Origin of the sequence: Symmachiella macrocystis, from assembly GCF_007860075.1 — a bacterium.
In the GTDB taxonomy this organism is placed as follows: Bacteria; Planctomycetota; Planctomycetia; order Planctomycetales; family Planctomycetaceae; genus Symmachiella; species Symmachiella macrocystis.
On sequence record NZ_SJPP01000001.1, the window covers coordinates 3,497,863 to 3,517,457 of the forward strand.

At 56.4% G+C, this 19,595-nt stretch carries 14 protein-coding genes; 9 read left to right on the plus strand and 5 right to left on the minus strand.

The features are described 5' to 3' along the window. Positions 1-322: 322 nt before the first annotated feature. From CA54_RS13565 to CA54_RS13575, 3 genes are all read left to right on the plus strand, one after another. Positions 323-2,656, plus strand: a complete 2,334-nt coding sequence (locus tag CA54_RS13565; RefSeq protein WP_146371273.1) for a carboxylesterase family protein — start codon at positions 323-325, stop codon at positions 2,654-2,656. 77 nt (positions 2,657-2,733) lie between these two features. Then, entirely contained in the window at positions 2,734-3,300 is a 567-nt protein-coding gene (locus CA54_RS13570; protein ID WP_146371274.1) for a hypothetical protein, read from the plus strand. Between the two features lie 120 nt (positions 3,301-3,420). Beyond that, positions 3,421-4,956, plus strand: coding sequence for a YifB family Mg chelatase-like AAA ATPase (locus CA54_RS13575; protein WP_146371275.1), 1,536 nt, complete (start codon positions 3,421-3,423; stop codon positions 4,954-4,956). A 185-nt stretch (positions 4,957-5,141) separates the two neighbouring features. On the opposite strand, the gene CA54_RS13580 is transcribed toward CA54_RS13575, so the two are convergent. The 3 genes from CA54_RS13580 to CA54_RS13590 form a co-directional block, all read right to left on the minus strand. After that, positions 5,142-6,416 (minus strand): dihydroorotase, encoded by a 1,275-nt coding sequence (locus tag CA54_RS13580; RefSeq protein ID WP_146371276.1) that lies wholly within the window; start codon positions 6,414-6,416, stop codon positions 5,142-5,144. A 76-nt stretch (positions 6,417-6,492) separates the two neighbouring features. Further along, positions 6,493-7,455, minus strand: coding sequence for an aspartate carbamoyltransferase catalytic subunit (locus CA54_RS13585; protein WP_146371277.1), 963 nt, complete (start codon positions 7,453-7,455; stop codon positions 6,493-6,495). 236 nt (positions 7,456-7,691) lie between these two features. Next, positions 7,692-9,974 (minus strand): serine/threonine protein kinase, encoded by a 2,283-nt coding sequence (locus CA54_RS13590; protein ID WP_197532447.1) that lies wholly within the window; start codon positions 9,972-9,974, stop codon positions 7,692-7,694. Positions 9,975-10,277: 303 nt separating this feature from the next. Between CA54_RS13590 and CA54_RS13595 the strand changes: the two genes are divergently transcribed. From CA54_RS13595 to CA54_RS13620, 6 genes are all read left to right on the plus strand, one after another. Continuing rightward, the gene (locus CA54_RS13595) at positions 10,278-11,006 is read left to right on the plus strand and encodes a Bax inhibitor-1/YccA family protein (protein WP_146371279.1); all 729 of its coding nucleotides are present in this window, start codon (positions 10,278-10,280) and stop codon (positions 11,004-11,006) included. Between the two features lie 245 nt (positions 11,007-11,251). After that, the gene (locus tag CA54_RS13600) at positions 11,252-11,716 is read left to right on the plus strand and encodes a CBS domain-containing protein (protein WP_146371280.1); all 465 of its coding nucleotides are present in this window, start codon (positions 11,252-11,254) and stop codon (positions 11,714-11,716) included. A gap of 130 nt (positions 11,717-11,846) precedes the next feature. Beyond that, positions 11,847-13,742, plus strand: a complete 1,896-nt coding sequence (locus CA54_RS13605; protein WP_146371281.1) for a 2-oxoacid:acceptor oxidoreductase subunit alpha — start codon at positions 11,847-11,849, stop codon at positions 13,740-13,742. A gap of 113 nt (positions 13,743-13,855) precedes the next feature. Then, on the plus strand, positions 13,856-14,881 hold the full coding sequence (locus CA54_RS13610) for a 2-oxoacid:ferredoxin oxidoreductase subunit beta (protein WP_145379175.1): 1,026 nt from the start codon (positions 13,856-13,858) through the stop codon (positions 14,879-14,881). A 69-nt stretch (positions 14,882-14,950) separates the two neighbouring features. Further along, complete coding sequence (locus CA54_RS13615; RefSeq protein ID WP_146371282.1) at positions 14,951-15,469, plus strand: CBS domain-containing protein; 519 nt, start codon at positions 14,951-14,953, stop codon at positions 15,467-15,469. 133 nt (positions 15,470-15,602) lie between these two features. Further along, on the plus strand, positions 15,603-16,424 hold the full coding sequence (locus CA54_RS13620; RefSeq protein WP_146371283.1) for a hypothetical protein: 822 nt from the start codon (positions 15,603-15,605) through the stop codon (positions 16,422-16,424). A gap of 77 nt (positions 16,425-16,501) precedes the next feature. On the opposite strand, the gene CA54_RS13625 is transcribed toward CA54_RS13620, so the two are convergent. Together CA54_RS13625 and CA54_RS13630 are read right to left on the minus strand one after the other, a co-directional pair. Then, positions 16,502-16,693 (minus strand): hypothetical protein, encoded by a 192-nt coding sequence (locus tag CA54_RS13625; protein WP_146371284.1) that lies wholly within the window; start codon positions 16,691-16,693, stop codon positions 16,502-16,504. 24 nt (positions 16,694-16,717) lie between these two features. Next, the gene (locus CA54_RS13630; RefSeq protein WP_146371285.1) at positions 16,718-19,573 is read right to left on the minus strand and encodes a LamG-like jellyroll fold domain-containing protein; all 2,856 of its coding nucleotides are present in this window, start codon (positions 19,571-19,573) and stop codon (positions 16,718-16,720) included. Between the last annotated feature and the right edge of the window lie 22 nt (positions 19,574-19,595).

The following is a 19,595-nucleotide window of genomic DNA, read 5'->3' on the forward strand; positions in this document are numbered from 1 at the left end:
GATTCGGCCGATCTGCTGAAAAAGTCGTTTGGACAGGTGTTAGGGCGTTCCGATTACATCGGCAATTCCGGCTGTGGTGAAACCGCTTCGTCTTCGTTGCATTGGCCGCCGAAATCAAATGATACGGGCTCCCGGTCCGACGCAAGTGGCCGGCGAATTTGAGATAATTTCGTCTCCCGGCCCAGAAAAAACACTTGATGCCGCTGGGCATCGGGTCACAATAAGAGTAGGCGATTGCTGAAGTCGTCCCTGCGGGGGCTTGGCTACCCGGGTTCGTGGCTCAACCCGTTCGATTGCATTCATACGATAAAGAGGTGTGTCGATGACGTGTTTCACTGCGCTCGCAACCCCGCTGCGAGTGATTGTGCTCGCCGGATTGTGCGGCGCATGCCTCTCGCCGTTGGCCGCCGATGAAGTCACGCTCAAAGACGGAACCCGACTTGAAGGCCGCTCGACGCCGCTATTCGGACTCGGCACGGGCCCCAGAGGAGGCAAAAACCGGGGGCCAACGACGGTCTATAACGTCACGATGGTCGACACCGGTCTGGCTCGCTATTTTGTCCCGCGGACACAAGTCGCTCATTTGGTGCCGGATCAATTGGGCGGACAGAATCAAGTCTTTAAACTCCCGCAGCATGGCCGCAGCGGCGCAGTCGCCATTCAACAGATCGGACGGTTCCTCAAGGTGACCCCTTTCGACGAATGGGGGCGGCGGCAGATCACGATCAACGCCGGCGGAAAAGAGCGTGTTGTGATTCAGGCGATCACCGAAATCAGCCCTGATTACCTGAAACTTGAAGGCATGAATCATCGATGGGATTCAGGGATGGCCACGAGTTCCCTGCCCCGAAAAACGTTGGCGGCCCTCCTCGACAAAGCGACCAAGCCGGACGACCCCGATCACCGCATGGCCATCGTGCGTTTCTATTTGCAGGCCCAAATGTACCGCGACGCCAAGCAGGAATTGGTCGCAATTGAAAAGGATTTTCCCGAATTCGCCGACGACGTGAAGGATGTGCGTTTGCAATTAACGCAAATGCAAGCCAAGCAATTGCTCGACGAACTCAACTTGCGACGAGCCGCGGGGCAGCATCAACTCGTTTACCAGAGCTCGCTCAAATTTCCCTCCGAGGATGTGAGCCGTTCGATCCTCCGCGACGTGACCGAAATGACGGCGGACTATGAAAATAAAAAGCAGCAGCGCGAACTGTTTGTTACCAAGCTTCACGAACTTCCCGCTACCTTGAGCAATAAAGACCACGCGGATGCTGTGAACGAACTCGCCGAGCCGCTGATTGCCGCTTTCAATATTTCTACGATGGACCGGTTGGAGTCCTTTTTTCTGTACGCCAAAGATGGCGGCCTGCCCGCCGATGAACAATTGGCGCTGGCGATCTCCGGTATGGTCGTAGGTAGCAGTCACGCCGATACCGACTTGGACCGCGCGCTGCGATTGTGGAAAGCACGGGAGTTGGTCAGGGAGTACCTGGCCGTACTTCCCGCTGAGGCTTATCGGCGACAGGAGATCGTGGTTGCGTTGGATGAGCTGGAAGGGATCGATGCGGCCAGTATTGCGCGGATCCTGCCGTTGCTCCCCTCAGCCGTGAAGACTCCAGGGGCTGTCGTGGGAGCACCGTTTGAAGTCGCCCTTCCCGCTGAAGAGGAGGAACCGGCTGTTAACTACACCGTGATACTGCCGCCTGAATACCACGCCGGCCAAAACTATCCCATGATTGTCGCTCTCCACGAACAGGGAAAGACCACGCAACAAGAAGCCGAGTGGTGGGCTGGTACAGACGAACGAGCGGGACAGGCCCAGCGTCACGGGTACATCGTCATCGCCCCCGAATATGCGGCGCCGGGCGCGTTTGCCCACACCTACTCCTCCGACAGTCATCACGGCGTGATCGAATCGATCTACGATGCTTGCCGCCGGTTTCAAGTCGACTCCGACCGGGTTTTTCTATCCGGCCACGGCATGGGGGGAGACGCCGCGTTCGATATCGGATTGTCTCATCCCGACATGTTTGCCGGGGTGATTCCCATTTGCGGCGTGATTCGCAACAACTGTCAGTTCTATTGGAGCAACGCCGAGCATCTGCCGTTGTACGTCATCGGCGGCGAATTGGACCGCGAAGTCCCCAAAGAAAATTCCGGCGTACTCATGCGGATGATGATGCAAGGCTATGACCTGATCTACGTCGAATACATCGGACGTGGTCGCGAAGGTTTTTATGAGGAGATCCACAAGCTGTTCACGTGGATGGCCTTGCAAACTCGTCCGCGCACGCTGCGGGATTACGAAATGAAGACGATGCGGGAAACCGACGGCCGCTTTTATTGGTTCGAAGCACAGGGCCTTCCCGATACCATCGGCGTGACCGATTGGTCGAACCGCCGCCGCCGCGGTAAGCGCGCCATGCCGCTGAAGGTTCACATTTCACCCGGCAACACGATCAGTATTTCATCCGGAGCGGAACGTAATACCGTGTGGCTGTCGCCCGATGTCGTCGATTTTGACAGCCGCCTCCGCGTGAATATGAAAAACCGCATGCGATTTAACGACTTCCCCGAACCGGATATAGAAACGATGCTCGAAGACTACCGCCGCCGCGGCGACCGGCAACAGATCTTCTGGACACGGCTGGATTTTTAGCGGGCGCCCCATCTAATTTGCCGTAGAAATCGCCGTTAGCTTTCCCTCCCGCTTGACGCTATCGAGGAGTTAGGAGAATGGCCGACGCAACGAATTCAAAAGTCGATTATTGGCAAGCGTCTCAGAAACTGCTGGGAGGGAGTTTCTTTTGCGGTCTGGTTGGGGCGATGTGTAACGCGTGGATAGGTAATGACAGCCTTGTGGTCTCAATGATGATGGACGGAGCCATAGGCGCCCTTCTCGGCACGTATATCGCCATGTCCTTTGAAGGCGTCTGTGCCAAAATGACGGCGATGCTGTTCGCGAATCACTCATCGCAGGCAAATGCAAAGCCACCGACAGTCAGCTTTGCCCGTGGTGTGAATTTGGCTAGGTTTGTATGCTTGTTTTTAATACCGCCATTTCTAGTCGTTTGCTCTTTCGCCCTAGTTGGTTTGTCATTTGCCTTTGACATGTTTGGCAATGGTCATAATGGGACGCTTGAACTCGCGCAGGGTCTATTTTGGTTCGTCGGCTTGTATTTCAGTAATACATTTTTGGTTGCGGCCGGAACATGGATTGTTCAAGGCATCTGTTGGATACGGATTCGTGGCCAAAACCATATCGTCGCGATACCAACGCAACGCCAACCGCCCCAAGCCTGACTGCAGTTTTCGGATTTGTGTACATTTGTTCATTTCGGCTTGCGGTCCGTGTCGTTTCTCGGCACAATGGGGACATTGCGTCTCAGACAACTTCCCTGACCGTTCCCGCAAGCACGCTCTATGCTCGCTAAACTCTTTACCTACTCGCTGTTGGGAATCAATGCCGAGCCGATTGAGGTGGAGGTTGATATCTCCCCCGGCGCGATGCCCAAGACCATTCTTGTTGGATTGGCCGAGGCAGCGGTGCGGGAGAGTACGCATCGCATCGAACGTGCGCTGGTCAATAGTGGCTATAACCGGCCGATCGATCGCATCGTGATCAACCTTTCGCCAGCCGATCTTCCCAAGGACGCTGCCTCGTTCGATTTGCCGATCGCCTTGGGCATGCTGACCGCCAGCGGGCAGTTGCAGTCGGAGCGGTTCGAAGAATATGCCGCAGTCGGAGAGTTAGCGCTCGACGGGGTGATTCGCCCGGTCAAAGGGGTGCTGTCGATGGCCATCGCCGCTCGCGCGCAGGGCAAGCGGGGCTTGCTTGTGCCCGTGGAGAACGCCCAAGAAGCGGCCGTCGTTGGCGAGATTGAAGCAATCCCCGTCGGCTCGTTGGCCGAGGCAGTGGGATTCTATTCCGATCGCTTGGATGTCCAGCCCACACAATTTAGCTGGGCACGCGCGCTGAGCGAATTGGCCAAATATGAAATCGACTACCAGGATGTCAAAGGCCAAGAGCTTGCCAAACGCGCCGTCACCGTTGCTGCGGCCGGTTCCCATCATCTGCTAATGCTTGGTTCACCGGGGACGGGAAAAACGTTATTGGCTTCCCGTCTGCCTACCATTTTGCCGCAACTTAGCCCCGAAGAGAGTTTGGAGACCACGCAAATTTATAGCGCGGTCGGCCGTTTGAATGCGGGGGAATCGTTGATGATGACGCGACCCTTTCGCGCGCCGCACCATACGATTAGCGAAGCAGGTTTGGTTGGCGGTGGCAGTACCCCGTCTCCGGGCGAGATTTCGCTGGCACACAACGGCATTTTGTTTTTGGACGAACTGCCCGAGTTCAATCGCCGGACCTTGGAAGTCCTACGGCAACCGCTGGAAGACGGCAACGTCACGATCTCACGTGCGATGGGCAGCATTACCTTTCCGGCGAGTTTGATGATGGTGGCGGCGCTCAATCCCTGTCCGTGCGGATATCGCGGCGACCCGCGGCGGCAATGCAAATGCAATCCCCTGCAAATCGAACGCTACTTGGGCAAGATCAGCGGCCCGCTGTTAGATCGCGTGGACATTCACCTCGAAGTCCCTTCGGTACCGTTTCGCGAACTTTCGGACATGGCGCCGGGCACCGGCACCGGCGAGATGCGACAGCAGGTCGAAGCGGCTCGAGAAATCCAAGGAGCCCGTTTTCATGAGCACCGTATCAAGACCAACGGCAAGATGGCCCCGCGACAAATCCGCAAATTCTGCCGTCTCGATTCCGATGCGGAGACGCTACTGAAAACGGCCATGGAAGAAATGGGCCTCTCGGCTCGCGCCCACGACAAAATCCTCCGCGTTAGCCGCACGATCGCCGACCTGGACCGCAGCGATAAAATCACCGCACTGCATTTGAGCGAAGCGATTAACTATCGCACGCTGGACCGGAATTATTGGGCGTGAGTGTGTTTTGGACCGAGGGAAACGACGACGAGATGATCGCACCATGCGTGGCTAAATTTTGGCGAATGGCAAATACACTCGAACCTGCCCTACGATAACCCCGCTCGTGAAGTAGAGTTTGAACTCACATGGCTCTGCAACTTGTGCCTACGGCAACCAACCCTAGTTCGGTAGGGTCCCACTAACTAAACCTCATACACAACCACACCGGCCACTAGCACAGTCCGGGCACGGCCGCGGACTTTCCAGCCGTCGAATGGTGTGTTGTGGCCCCGCGAGCGAAATTGGGTAGCGTCGATGGTCCACTCGACTTGCGGGTCAATGATTGTCACGTCAGCCTCAGCGCCGGTCGCCAAGGTCCCTTTGGGGATGCCCAGGATATTCGCCGGGCCGTTGGTCAATTTCCCAATCAATTGCGGCCAGTCGAGGTGTCCCGGTTCGATCAAACTGGCGATGGAAATCGGCAGCAGCGTTTCCAAACCGGAGACGCCAAACGGAACGAGGTTCAACTCCCGGCTTTTCTTTTCTGGCGCATAGGGTTGGTGATCCGAACAGATCGCATCGATCGTGCCGTCCTGAAGACCCTCGATACAGGCAGCCAGGTGGTCAGCCGTCCTTAGTGGCGGATCGACTTTGTAGTTGGAGTTGAACGTCCGCAGCCGCTCATCCATCAGCGTAAAGTTGTGTGGCGAGATCTCAGCGGTAACGCGCAATCCGGCTGCTTTGGCGCGGCGAATTTGATCGATGCTGCCGAGGCTGGAAATCGTTTGCAGGTGCACGCGTCCGCCGGTGACTTTGGCCAGGGCGATATCGCGGCCAACGGAAATATCTTCCGCGGCAGCCGGCATGCCCCGCAGCCCCAACTCGGTCGAGACGTAGTCCTCATGCATCACCCCACCATGCACCAACTCAGGGACGGCGGGGTGGTTGAAGATGGGGCGGTTGAACATGCCGCAATATTCCAGTGCGCGGCGCATGATTTCAGCATTGGCCAACGGCCGGGTCGCATCCGAAAAGGCGACGACACCCGCTTCGACCAATTGGCCGATCTCGGCCAGTTCTTCACCGTTGCAATCTTTGGTCACCGCTCCCAGTGGAAACACATTGGCCAGTCCCGCTCGTCCGGCTTGGAGGATGATGAATTCGGCGGCAGCTCGATTGTCGACAACCGGTTGGGTGTCGGGCATGCAGGCCACACTAGTGATCCCCCCGGCCAGCGCCGCCGCGGCTCCAGTGGCGATCGTTTCATCCTCTTCAAAACCGGGTTCGCGGAGGCTGACATGCATGTCGATCAGGCCGGGGCAGACGATCATGTCGGTGGCATCGATCTCGATATCCGCAGCGGCGGACGATGTGCCGATGCTGACCACCTTCCCATCCTGAAGAACTAGATCCGCAACGGTATCGATACCCTGGCTGGGATCGATCACGCGTCCGCCGCGAATTCGTGTGCTGGTCATGGTCTCGTTTCTCCGGTCGTCCCGCTGCGGTTTCGGGGGTGTGGGACGGTTGTCGATTAAGCCGCTCAACCCGCGTTTACGGGCTGTTTTTGGGATTGAGAAGATACAAACAAGCCATGCGAATCAACAGGCCGTTGGTGACTTGGTCGAGGATGACTGAATGGCCGCCGTCTGCCACGTCCGGTGTGATTTCCACACCGCGGTTGATGGGGCCGGGAGCTAAAATCATCACGTCGTCTTTGGCCGTCTTCAATCGTTCGCCGTTCATGCCGAACAGATGTGCGTATTCAGCAATCGAGGGGAACAAACCGCTGCGTTGTCGTTCGAATTGAATCCGCAACAAGTTGATGCAATCGAGTTCGGGAAGGATTTTGTCGAGGTTCGTGGCGACTTCGACGCCCAGTTTTTCCACGTGCTGCGGAATCAACGTAGCCGGACCGCAGACGATGACCCGCGCTCCCAGTTTGGTCAGACCCCAGATATTGGACCGGGCGACGCGACTGTGCGAAATGTCGCCGACGAGCGCGACGGTCAATCCTTGCAACGTGCCTCGGTGTTCACGGATCGTAAAGATGTCCAGCAGCGCTTGCGTAGGATGTTCGTGCGTGCCATCTCCGGCATTCAGGACGCTGGTGTTCAAGTTTTGTGCGAGAAGGTGCGGGGCGCCGGGCGTGCTGTGACGTACGACGACTTGATCGACCCCCATGGCTTCGATATTGCGGGCCGTATCGATGAATGTTTCGCCTTTGACCAGACTGCTGCCGGCAGCGCTGAACTCAACGGTGTCGGCGCTCAGTCGTTTGGCGGCCAAGCCAAAACTGGTGCGTGTGCGGGTCGAAGGTTCAAAAAACAGATTGGCGACCACCGTCCCGCGGAGCAGTCCGAGTTTTGTTTCACCTTGCTCGGCGAGGCGTTTGAACTCGGCGGCCTGATCTAAAATCATCGTGATTTCGTCAGCCGAGAGGTATTCCAACCCCAAAAGATGTCGTTTGGTCCAGCGTTTCTTGATTGAATTGTCTGTATCCGTAACGAAATTCATCAGGGTCTGCCCGGCAAGGCCGTAGGTGACGTAGCGGCAATCCGCGACATGCGATTGTGTGTGATGATCCTACCAGCGAAACGAACCGGGTTCAACGCTGCCCCGCTGGTTTCGCCATGATGGCAAATGTCTCTATGGCGGGCCAAGTTGGAATGCTGCGTCGGCTGTGTCATCTGCCAACCAGCGGCCGGAATTCCGCGAGCTGAGTTTGCTGCGGAGCATTGGGCGGCGGAGCATTACCGAACATGATATCCGGGTAATTCCTCGGAACGTCGTGAAATACTGGCTTTGATTTCGTCCAGTTCCGAATCGGCCGGGCGAGTCGTCAGGTCTCCACGAAATGTATACGGCACGGCAAAGACCCCTTCGACGTACAGCTTTTCGTCGGCCAACGGTGTGAGCTGCCCGGTTTGCCGGTTCAACCATGTCACTAATCGCGTTTGCGGCCGGATGATCGTGTCGACACCGTTCAGCGCGATCAGATCGCTCCAATCGTTGCTCACGTCGTCGCCTAGGAACTCAAACAATGCGGTCTGTTGATCCGCTGCATGGAACACGCAATTGGTCACATTGATTTGGACTTTACCCGGTCGGCGGTTTTTGTCTGAGAATCGCCAATTCCACAACGGACCACTGTCGCGACAGGTCACCGAATTCAATTGGACTGTCAGTAGACTTCCTGCCGGCGGAGGGCTGTTGAGCACAAACATAGTGCCGCCTCCCAACCGCAGGCAGTTTTTTGCCTGTAGTCTTTGTGGCGCGCTAGCCAGGTGCAGTGCGGTTCCGACTCCCACAAACTGCGTATCCCGCAACCGAATCATCCCACCGGCCGACGTGCCCAGGTTTCGCCATGCCAGCGCGATCGGTTTGATGGAGAGGCGCGCCGCCGGGGTAATTGATTCCGGCGCGAGCGAGTCCAGCGCATGAGTGTGAAACTCGCAGCGGTTAACATCAAGCCGATCCGTTTGCAGCAAAACCAGCGAACCAGCGGGGGTATGCCCGGTTTCTGAGGCGATATTTCGTAGACGGACGTTTTCTAGACGGACCGATTCGGCGCTAATTTTTAGGGGAGCCGAATCGATGACGATTTCCGACGGCGCGCCTGCCGTTCCACGGATGACTAACGGCCCCACGGCTGAAATGGGCCGTATGCTGTAAGGACCGGGCGCGTTGAGCACGATTACTCCGTCTTGCACTGCGGGCAGTTCCAGGTATTTTGGCTGAGCGGTAGATGTCTCCGGTGGATCGGCCTTTGCCGCGGGGGGCGACTTGGAATTCTTGTTGTCCTCCAAGCGACTCAACGAGGGGGCAAGGTCGTTGACCATTTGTAGCATCGCATTCCGCGCGCCCTGGTCGGATAAAAAGGTTGCTAATCCGGAAAGCAAAAACACGAGCACAAACATCGGTGCCCAGCGTCCAACTGTTGTCGCGGCGCGACCTTCACGTGAAGCGCGGGCTGGGCCGCGGAAGCCGGCGACAAATCGTGAGACTTTGCTGCGGGCCATGCGGCTCGGTTTGCCCCAGACCTCTATGGCCGCAGCGGCGGACGACGGGCGTTTGGTCGGATCGGGGTCGGTGAGTTGTGCGATGGCCTCGGCGAGTTTTGGCGGCGTATCGGGCGCCCATTCCCGCACATCGTCAACCGTACTGGTTTGGTGCGCGGCAATTTTGGCCAGTGGATCTCCCCCCGGGAAAGGCGGTCGTCCCGCCAACAACTGCCAGAGCAGGCAACCCAGCGCATAGAAATCGGTCGTCGGGGCGTGGCTGCGGCCGGTGCCGATTAACTCCGGTGCGATTCCATCAAACCGTTCCGGTGCCGCTGCTGTGTGGATGGTGAGGTCGCGCTCCACCACCGGTCGGACTCCGGCGTCGACCAATACGGCCACCCCCGATGTAACCAGCCGTACGTTGTGTGTGCGGATGTCACCATGCATCTGGCCGCTGGCATGCAACGCGGCGAGACCGTCCAACAGTTGTCGCCCAATTTCCCAGACTATGTCGGCCGGAAAACGGCCGCGCCGGACGAGCAATTCCGCCAAATGCGGACCGGCGATGTGTCGACTGACAACTACGATACGATCACCCAGGCGGTCGCACACCTGCGGTCCGACGACGCAGGGATGATTGATATCGGCAATCTTCGCGACGACCGATTCGAATGCCGAAAACTCCTCGACGGAATAGCCATCACGCGGTGCGACTATTTTCAGTACGCAGATTTGCCGGCTCGATTTGTGTTGCGCTAAAAATGTTTCCCCCCGCTGCCCACCACCCAAGCGATCAAGCAACAGGCAGGGACCGACGACGATTTGCCCGGGAGGGGTGGAATCCAACAAACGGGCTTGAAACGGCGTAAGTATACGAGCCTGCAACAGCGCATCGATCCACACCGAGTCAAACGCCGGCAGGTCGCGCGTGAGGCGTTGTACTTGCTTGCGGCAGCGACTGAGGTCGCGCGGCGTGCAGAGTTGATTCTCGTACAGCCGTTCGAGCAATGCTTGTGACGGTGGGTCCAACAACGGGCAGGCGTCCTTTTCCCGCGACGTGGGGAGTGTCGAGCTGACAATTTCGAAGGTTTTCCTGAATCACGCGCAGAGTGACGTTATTGTTCCTGTCTCTCCCGCGCAGCGGAACTATGTCAGATTCATGAAATTGCCTCAAGTGCGGTCCGGTTCAGGCGAGAACGCCGAATTCGGGAAACTGCCTGTAGACAGGATCGGAGTTAGCGAGCTAAGATAATACTGACCTTGAAAAATTTCCCATCTCGGCGCCCTGGGCCGGGAGTTTCAGTCAACCGCGCAACCCGTGCAAAGGCTACAATCATGAACCAAACCGATGATTTCGCCCCCCGCCCTCATTACGACGTCAACGACCTGTTCGCCGCCGATGCCGCGGATGAAGCCCGCGCGAAATTTTTGCGGCTGACCTACGGCCACCTGATGCTGGCGATTTTGGCCTTCATGGGGCTGACGTATGTGTTTCTGAATACACAGGCCATTCTGGAACCGATGGTTCGCATGATTCAAGGCGGCCAATGGTTTATTGTATTGATTGCCTTTATGGCGGTGAGTTGGATCGCGGATCGTTGGGCGCGCAGTGATACGTCGATCGGCATGCAATACCTCGGATTGGCACTCTACACGGTTGCCGAAGCCATTATTTTTGTACCGCTGTTGTACATCGCCCGAGAGACCGCCGGTCCCGATGTCATTCCCACAGCCGCAGGGCTAACGATGTTAGCGACCGCAGTATTGACCGCCGTGGTCTTTATCACGGGTAAGGATTTTTCGTTTCTCCGTACCCTGTTAATCGTGTTGTCATTCACACTGCTAGCGGCATTTGCCGCATCCGCGTTTTTTGGACTCAACATGCCGGTCACAATGTTCGCCGGAATTGGCGTGGTGCTGGGTAGCGGCATGGTGCTCTATAGTACCTCCAACGTTTTGCATCACTACCGCACGGACCAATACGTGGCGGCTTCATTGAGTCTGTTCGCGGCGATCGCCTTGCTGTTTTGGTACATTTTGCAATTGGTCATGAGTCGTGATTAACTGTGACCTTCACGGCCATGCTGGTGAGAACCTCGAAATCCTTACTGTGAGGGAATAGGGGGAATTGCCAAAGTTATCGGATTTTTTTATTCAGTCGGACTTTCCTAAAAAGATCCAAATTGCAACAATGACCTGCTGACGCCGAAATTGACAAACCGTGTGCAACTTGCCCATGGATTTTTGGACATAACCCGTTACAATTCAATAGGTTGTCGTTCGGAGTCACGCTGCGAAAGCTGGAATCGATGGACTTACGCGAAATTCTGACGACGACGCGGATTGGCCAATTGGCGATCAAGTCGGTCCCGATCTTGTCTCCGCAAGACAGCGTGCACCATGCAGCCGCTCAAATGCGAAGCCATAGCCACGGTTCGGCGCTGGTCTGTGACAACGACCGTTTGGTCGGAGTCTTTACCGAGCGCGATCTACTGCGGTGGTTAGCCGACGGTCGCTCGCTGGATGATGCCATTGCCGAAGCCATGACGGCCAACCCCCAAACGGTCACCTCAGACGACGCGCTCATGTCGGCGATCGGTTACCTGGATCAAGGGGGGTACCGTCGGATACCCGTAGTCAACGCAGACGGCGCTCCGATTGGGATTATCGACGTGAAAACCATCGTGCATTTTTTCGTCGAGCACTTTCCCTCAGCGATTTACAATCAGTCCCCTCAGTCCAAGCAAACGACTTCAGACCGCGAAGGCGCGTGACGAATGGCTTTGGATTCCCTCCATGATACGAATTCACGCGTTTTCCAGACCATGTCCTTAATGAACCGTTTCCCGTGGGCATAACGTTCCGGTCGGTTTGAAGAACTTAAAATATAGGAGTGAAAAGCGAATGGCTGCGACAGACGCCGCCACGTCCGAGTCCCCCGAGCAGAAGCCTCTTGAAGAGGTCGAAACAGTTGTTGTTCGATTTTGCGGAGATAGCGGCGACGGCATGCAATTGGCGGGAACACAATTAACCAACGTGTCCGCCGTATTTGGCAACGATGTGGTCACGCTTCCTGACTTTCCCGCGGAAATCCGGGCTCCTGCCGGAACGCTGGGTGGGGTGAGCGGATTCCAGATTAGCTTTTCCAGCGACGATATTTTCACTCCGGGGGACGAGGTCGATACCCTGGTCGCCATGAACCCGGCGGCGCTGAAAACCAACATTGCTGATCTCAAACGAGGTGGGACGTTAATCGTCAATGAGGATGCTTTTGAAAAAGGCAACCTGCAAAAGGCGCATTACGACCACAATCCGTTGGAAAACGAAGTCGAACTGTCCAAATTCCGTGTGCATAAAGTGCCTATGACACGGCTGACACGCGATTCCGTGGCTGAATTGGGACTGTCGCTGAAAATCGCGGACCGCTGTAAGAACTTTTTCGCGCTCGGTTTGGTCTTCTGGCTGTATGACCGCGACCCCAAACCGACGACCGATTGGATCACCACCAAATTTGGCAAAAATCCGGCGATCGCTCAGGCCAACATGAACGCGCTCACAGCGGGTTCCAATTATGGCTTTTCGACTGAATCGTTTACCGTCCATTATCAGGTTCCGCCGGCTAAGTTACCGCCGGGCAAGTACCGCAAAATTACCGGCAACGAAGCGACCGCCATTGGGTTGGCAACAGCTGCGAAATTGTCGGGCAAGAAATTGTTTTATGCCGGGTACCCGATTACACCCGCCAGCGATATCTTGCACGAACTCTCGAAGTTGAAGAACTTTGGGGTACGCACCTGCCAGGTGGAAGACGAAATCGCCGCGATGACAGCTGTTGTTGGCGCCTCCTATTCCGGTGAACTAGCCGTGACCGCGAGCAGCGGACCGGGGATTTGTCTGAAAGCTGAGGCGATGGGCCTGGGCGTGATGACGGAATTGCCGATGGTGATCATCAACGTCCAACGTGGCGGACCGAGTACCGGCTTGCCCACGAAAACAGAGCAATCGGACTTGTTATTGGCCATGTACGGTCGCAACGGCGATTGTCCATTACCGATTGTGGCTGCTGCAGCACCGGCTGATTGCTTTAAGATGGCTCAAGAGGCCTTCCGTATAGCGACGGAGTTTATGACGCCGGTGATCCTATTGACCGACGGTTATATCGCCAACGGCGCCGAACCGTGGCGGATTCCTGAGATGTCGGAGTTGCGGCCGATCGAGATTCTACATCCCGAGGGAGTGACCAACGGCGATGAGGAGAAATTTCTCCCCTATTCGCGCAACGAAAAATTGGCGCGGCCCTGGGCGATTCCGGGAACCCCGGGATTGCAACACCGCGTCGGCGGTCTGGAGAAATCCGACGGCACCGGTAACGTCGACTACTCGCCGGAAAACCATGAGCACATGGTGAAAACACGGCAGTCTAAAGTCGATGGCATCGCCAATTTCATCCCTGAACAGAGTGTCGAGGGCCCCGAGGAGGGGGATTTGCTGGTATTGAGTTGGGGCGGAACCTACGGCTCAACACGAACCGCCGTGCGAGAATGTATGCGAGCCGGTAAATCAGTGGCGCTCGCGCATTTGCAGTACCTCAATCCTATGCCCCGCAACTTGGGCGAAGTGATTTCGAAATACAAAAGAGTCTTAATTCCTGAATTGAACACCGGGCAACTGCGATTACTGATTCGCAGTTATTTCCTAGTTGATGCCGTGGGTTATAATAAAGTTCAGGGAAAGCCATTCTTGGTTAGCGAGTTGGTAGCCAAGATCGACGAAGTATTGGCAGATTGTCAGGATACCTAAATCGCGGCTATCGAAATTCTCAACTACTAACAAGTCTATCCGATTCTTGGCCTCTTTTGAGGTCGTGATGTTGTTTGATACTGGATAAGGCGTCTGAGAAAGTTTAATGACCAATGAGCACTGATTCGTCAGCTTTGCCGGTTCTCACTGCGAAGGATTTCGCGAGTGACCAGGAACTTCGCTGGTGCCCCCGTTGCGGGGACTATTCCATCTTGGCGCAGATGAAGAAGGTTTTGCCCAAACTCGGCATTCCTAAAGAAAACTTCGTCTTCGTTTCGGGAATTGGATGCTCCAGTCGGTTCCCTTATTACATGAACACCTACGGATTCCACGGAATCCATGGACGTGCTCCCGCACTGGCCACCGGAGTGAAGGTCAGCCGGCCGGACCTGAGTGTGTGGGTCATTACCGGCGATGGCGACGCGCTCTCGATCGGCGGCAATCACTTGATGCACGCCATCCGTCGGAACATCGATCTGAAGATCATTCTGTTCAACAACCAAATCTACGGACTAACCAAAGGGCAATACTCGCCCACCAGCCCGCTTGGTTCACGGACCAAAAGCACGCCGATGGGCTCGGTCGATAACCCTTTAACGCCGCTGTGTGTTGCTATCGGCTCCGAAGCGACTTTCGTCGCGCGGGCCGTCGATGTCGACATTAAGGGGTTGGTCAATACGCTGGAACGTGCCGCTGCTCACAAAGGGACTGCGTTCGTCGAAGTCTATCAGGACTGCAATGTCTTCAATCCCGGTGCGTTCGAGTATGCCACCGACAAGAAACTCAAAGAAGACAACCTGATTTATCTAGAGCACGGCAAACCGTTGATCTTTGGTAAAGATGGTCAAAAAGGGATTCGTCTCAACGAAATGAAGCCGGAGATTGTCGAACTCGGCAAGGGGATTTCCGAAGACGACCTGTTGTTCCACGATGAAAAAGCGGAAGAACCAAGCTTGGCGTTTCTGCTTTCCCGCATGCGTCATCCCGAATTCCCCGAACCGGTCGGTGTCTTTCGCGATGTCGAAAAACCAGTGTACGACGATCGGGTCAATGCCCAAGTCGACGCCGCGATTCAGGACAAAGGCGAAGGCGACCTCGAAGCCCTCTTTAACAGTGGCGATACTTGGACCGTGACCTAACCAAAATCGCGGTTTGAGCCGTAATGCGGTTTGCGATCTATTTTCCGTTCCATCACTGGGTGCGATGCCATGATTTGCCCCGATTGTCACTGCGATAATATTGTCGGCGCCGATGTCTGCGAAGGTTGCGGAGCCTCACTGACTCACCGCGAAGAGATCACCAATGCGCTCGAACGGGGAATTATCGCACATTCGGTCGACGTGCTGTGCGCGAAGCGGCCCGTTTGTGTTTCCGCAGCGACATCGGTGCGTGAAGCCATCGACTTGATGTTGAAACATCAAACCGGTGCGGTGCTGGTCGAATCCGATGGAGAAGTGGCCGGTATCTTCACTGAACGCGACGTCCTGAACGATGTGAGCCAAGATATTTCGCAAATGTCGGAAGGCTTGGAGCATCACATGACCGCCTCTCCGGAAACCATCACTAAGAACGATTCCATCGCCTATGCCATGCATGCCATGGACGTTGGCGGGTACCGGCATCTGCCAGTCGTCGACTCGAACGGCATGCCAACTGGTATCGTCTCCGCTCGTGACATCATGCGATTCCTCTGTGTCCGGTACGCCAATTCGCGCGACGACGAATAGTCCGGCCGGTGTTTCGTTTTCTTTGAGCAAGAACCCGTTTCAAAACTCCGTTGGGCCTGCTGTTTGATGTCGAAATCATAACCCCGACGTGACATGTCTGCGAATGATGAAACCAGTGACAGGTGGCCAGCCTATGGATCGCCCCTTACCGACGCTCCTGTTGGTTGGGAATGCCGGGCACGCGGAAATGGATTCCGTAGCTGAGACCGTGGCAACACTGGTCCCGACGAAACAGTTGTTTCGCGCTGCGGCGATCGCGGATATCGAAGCGATCCTTGCCGTTAGTGGGGCATTTCCTGATCTAGTCATCGTTTGCCAAACTTGGCCTGATGAATTCACACGTGGCGAAATCTCACATCTGCATGAGATGTTTCCGCTGGCCACCGTCCTTTGTTGTTTCGGATCGTGGTGTGAGTCCGATGGCCGTAACCGTGATTTGTGGCCACCGGCGACCCGCACTGCTGTGGCGGAATCAGCGGGACTGATTCGCCGGATCTGGGAAGATGCCGCTGCCGGCCGCCCCCCGTTGCCGGCCACCGCCTCGATCGAAGAGGTCTTCCAACGGCAACACGCAGGGGCAATCGGACACCTGGGACGCGCCAAAACTGGGAGTGTCCACGTCGCCTCGGCCGATCCTGCAATTCGAGCCTGGCTGAATGACGCGTTAGTCGCTGCAAGCTTTCAAACCGCTTCCACTAAAGCGACATGGCAAGCTGCGATTTGGGATGCCCCGGTGTGGGACGACCGCGCGGCGCAGCAATTGAAACGTTTTCATGATGCTCATCCCGACCAAGGGGTCTTGGTGCTCATCGGCTCAATGCGTCCCCATCAAGCACAGCAGGCCGAGGCGTGCGGCGGAGATTGCGTGCTGCCCAAAACCGCGCCGATTGATACCATTTTAGAGAGCCTTGCCACGTTGCTGGACGACGCCGACGTGGTTCCCGCCGGTGCGTAAGAACGTGCCGTCCCAGCGCACGGATTCGCATCGCTGCTTGATCTTGCCTTGCTGATTATCTCGGGCATGCAACACGGTTAGCTGATGGTGTACATGATGCGGAACACGGCGTAACAGCCGGTTCCTAGTACGGTTGCGAGCAACAGCGCGATGGCCCCGATTTGGACGACCCCCCAGCCGACGCCGGCCAGGATGATCAGAAACAGGATCCAGATACCGAGCGCGATGAGTGGCCGTTTGCGTTTACGGAGGGTATCTGTGAGTTTCATGGGCGACTCGGTGCGGGCAACAGTTTATTGACTGGGGGGAGTTTGTTTGGTCATTGCCGACGGGATGTAGCCCACGGAGATTTGGATCGAATGTGTGCAAGAACATCCGGCGCTCGATTCTGGTGCGAGCATTAAACCCGCTGCGGGAATTTGGCCCAACCAGCAGCCTCCTCGGATGCCCTGAAACTCGCTTTGAGTATTGGTCTCCAAATCCCACATGCCGTGAAAACGGTGTCGGTAAAAGAACGCGTAATTCGACGCCGCCATCGTCCCGCAACCGCGCCGCTGGGGCAAGTCGGTCCGTTCCAATTTGCCGGTGCGGAGATTGTAGCCTCGCAATTCGCAGTACAGCGTGCTGCCAACCGCCACGGGATGTTGAATCGCACCGCCGTGATCGTCCTTTTTCATGGCAAACGATTCTTTCCAGAGCGGTTTGCCCTCTTTGTTGTTGAAGGCCCAGATATGGTATTTCCCGTTGGAGGATCCCGTCACGGCCAACGTGTCGTCGGTATGCACGAGATAGATTACCCGTGAGGCATCGCTGAGATCGGTCGGTTGCTCCCACAATTTTTCGCCGGTTTGTAAGTCCACCGCGACCAAGAACTGTCCGGTTTGCACTTCATCGACCAAACGGCCCGCGTTGCTGTCCAGGGCGGCGGGATTGCGGCTTTCTACAAAGTACACGCGGCCGTCAGCCACCGTGAGCGTAGAGTTGATGATCACGCCGCCTTGATAATTCCACTGCGCTGCTCCCGTGTTGCGGTCGAGGGCAAAAAGCCGGCGACTGGTGACTTTCGCAATCGATGTCGGCTCGCTTTTATCGTACCATTCGCCGAAATCCCCCAAATATCCCGCCCCTGATTTCTGAACAGAGCCGAGCAGCGTGTCGCCGACGCAGGCCAGGTAACCCCAATCGACTGGTACTGCCTCATCGCTGTCAGGAAGTTGCATCACAACGGCCGGCTTGCCGGTTTGGCCGTCAAATTTGAGCACATGATCTCCTTCGACGACGTAAAGCGCATCATCAGCGGCAACCATGTTGCTGCAATCCCGCGGCATGTTGGCGCGGCGGATGGCCGGGACCTGTTTCGACCACAAGACGGTGCCGTTATAAGCATTCAAACTGAACAGGACGCGGTCCCCTTGAATGTAAAGTCGTCCCCCGGCAGAGAGCGGCGCGGGATTGCGGGGGCCACGGTCAGGCATCGGTCGGGGACCGGGGCGGCCCCACCATTGGACGTTCATCTTGCCCCGAACGAGAAAGTCCTGACTGCACGAGGCGTTGTCCGCTTGTCCATATTGATGTGTCCATTGCCCGGCACCGGTCAATGGGCCGCGACGGACCGAGGCAAAGAGGCCGCCATTTTCGTCGATTCGGGATTCGTCGTTGGGATCCTCGCTGAGCCATTTCTTCAAATCCGTTTGCGTGACCTTGACCCTGCGCTTGTCCGATTGCCCCAAATAGGCGGTGCCTCCCGACGGACTGAGCACGCGATACATTTCCCCAGGATCAGCAGCGAGCTTGCCCCGCCTCAGCAGGCTGTCGGAAACGACCAGATTGGCGAAGTATTCACCATAAGGTAAATCGGAGAGACTACCTTCGTGGATGCTGATTCGCAGGCCGTAATAAGGTGTCTCGCCCAGAGCGGCGCGAGCGGCGGCGACGTTGGCGGGATTGTCGTCGACGGCGACAATTTTCAGATTCGATCGCTTGGCCAATTCATACGCCAAGCGGCCTTGCTCGACGCCCAGCACTAAACAGTACCCTTGCGTAACGCCGGTTTCTTTGAGAATCCGCTCGGCAAACGACTCATACAATTCGGTCAGTTCGTCGTGTGGATAGGGGGATTGATCGTCAACGACCGTCGGCAATGTGTAATTGAAATGCGAGTCAAACACATGGGTTTTCCCCGCAGTTTCTTGTTCGTTGTCCGTGCCTCGGATTTGAAAAGAGTAGATGGAATCCGGCGCGATATCGTCCAGCGTGACGCGATGCTGAGTCGTCGGTTGGGCGTCCGCGACGCGGTGGCCTAGTTGTTTGTCGATACCATAGGCAACGACCGAGGGCATGGGTTGGGCGGTTTCCCACTCCACAACGGCGGAAGTACGTGAAAGGAATTCAACGTGCGGGCCGACTGTGATTTCTAGCGGGGCGGGGAACGCGGTTGCCTTACTGTCGTATTGTCCTTGGAAGGCTGCAGCATCGATCGCCTGTTCATAAATGGCGATTTCGTGAATCATGCCGTGCATGTGGACAATCTGGTCTCCGTCCCGCGCTGCGCCGATAACAAATTGCAGTCCGGGGAGGGCGACGTTCTTTTCTGTGGGGCTTTCGGCGGAGGCTTCCTGTTGTCCGTTGACGAACAGCTTTTGTGTTATTCCGTCATCCGTCGCTGCAACGTGATACCAACGGCCGGGTTGGAATCTCGTTCGGCTCATGAGCGTCTTGCCCGTGGAGGCGGGCCCGGAAAACGTGAATTGATCGCCTTGATACCCCAGCAGCCAAGCGGTGGCGAATGGTTTTTCTTTTTGAATCAGCCCAGCGATCCCGCCATGGTCGGCCGGTTTGTCGATCGTGACCCAGGCAGAGACCGACAGCGTTGGGGGGGCTGACAGGCTTTTCACTGGTTCGGCGACGATCCTGTTGTGCAGGCCGTCGAATTCCAAAGCGGCGATGTTGTTCCCATGCCAGTGACTCACAATGCCGTTGATCTGCCCGGCATGCGCGGCGGCGGCATCTTTGATGGTCAAGTGGTCGACATATTCAGGCTGCAGCAACCAATGCATCACCGGCTTGTCCGCCGCTTGAGCGGTTACAATGCTGGGAAAGCCAACCAGGAAGAGCAGAGTGTAGGCCAATTTCATCGCTATCTTTTGCATTTGAGTCTGCGTCTCTTGTGTC

Excerpts from the sequence above, each read along its gene's own strand:
- CA54_RS13580 (WP_146371276.1), bottom strand. The coding sequence starts at position 6,416 with ATGACCAGCACACGAATTCGCGGCGGACGCGTGATCGATCCCAGCCAG.
- CA54_RS13625 (WP_146371284.1), bottom strand. The coding sequence starts at position 16,693 with ATGAAACTCACAGATACCCTCCGTAAACGCAAACGGCCACTCATCGCG.
- CA54_RS13575 (WP_146371275.1), top strand. The coding sequence starts at position 3,421 with ATGCTCGCTAAACTCTTTACCTACTCGCTGTTGGGAATCAATGCCGAG.
- CA54_RS13630 (WP_146371285.1), bottom strand. The coding sequence starts at position 19,573 with ATGCAAAAGATAGCGATGAAATTGGCCTACACTCTGCTCTTCCTGGTT.
- CA54_RS13605 (WP_146371281.1), top strand. The coding sequence starts at position 11,847 with ATGGCTGCGACAGACGCCGCCACGTCCGAGTCCCCCGAGCAGAAGCCT.
- CA54_RS13600 (WP_146371280.1), top strand. The coding sequence starts at position 11,252 with ATGGACTTACGCGAAATTCTGACGACGACGCGGATTGGCCAATTGGCG.
- CA54_RS13595 (WP_146371279.1), top strand. The coding sequence starts at position 10,278 with ATGAACCAAACCGATGATTTCGCCCCCCGCCCTCATTACGACGTCAAC.
- CA54_RS13585 (WP_146371277.1), bottom strand. The coding sequence starts at position 7,455 with ATGAATTTCGTTACGGATACAGACAATTCAATCAAGAAACGCTGGACC.
- CA54_RS13570 (WP_146371274.1), top strand. The coding sequence starts at position 2,734 with ATGGCCGACGCAACGAATTCAAAAGTCGATTATTGGCAAGCGTCTCAG.
- CA54_RS13565 (WP_146371273.1), top strand. The coding sequence starts at position 323 with ATGACGTGTTTCACTGCGCTCGCAACCCCGCTGCGAGTGATTGTGCTC.
- CA54_RS13615 (WP_146371282.1), top strand. The coding sequence starts at position 14,951 with ATGATTTGCCCCGATTGTCACTGCGATAATATTGTCGGCGCCGATGTC.
- CA54_RS13620 (WP_146371283.1), top strand. The coding sequence starts at position 15,603 with ATGGATCGCCCCTTACCGACGCTCCTGTTGGTTGGGAATGCCGGGCAC.
- CA54_RS13610 (WP_145379175.1), top strand. The coding sequence starts at position 13,856 with ATGAGCACTGATTCGTCAGCTTTGCCGGTTCTCACTGCGAAGGATTTC.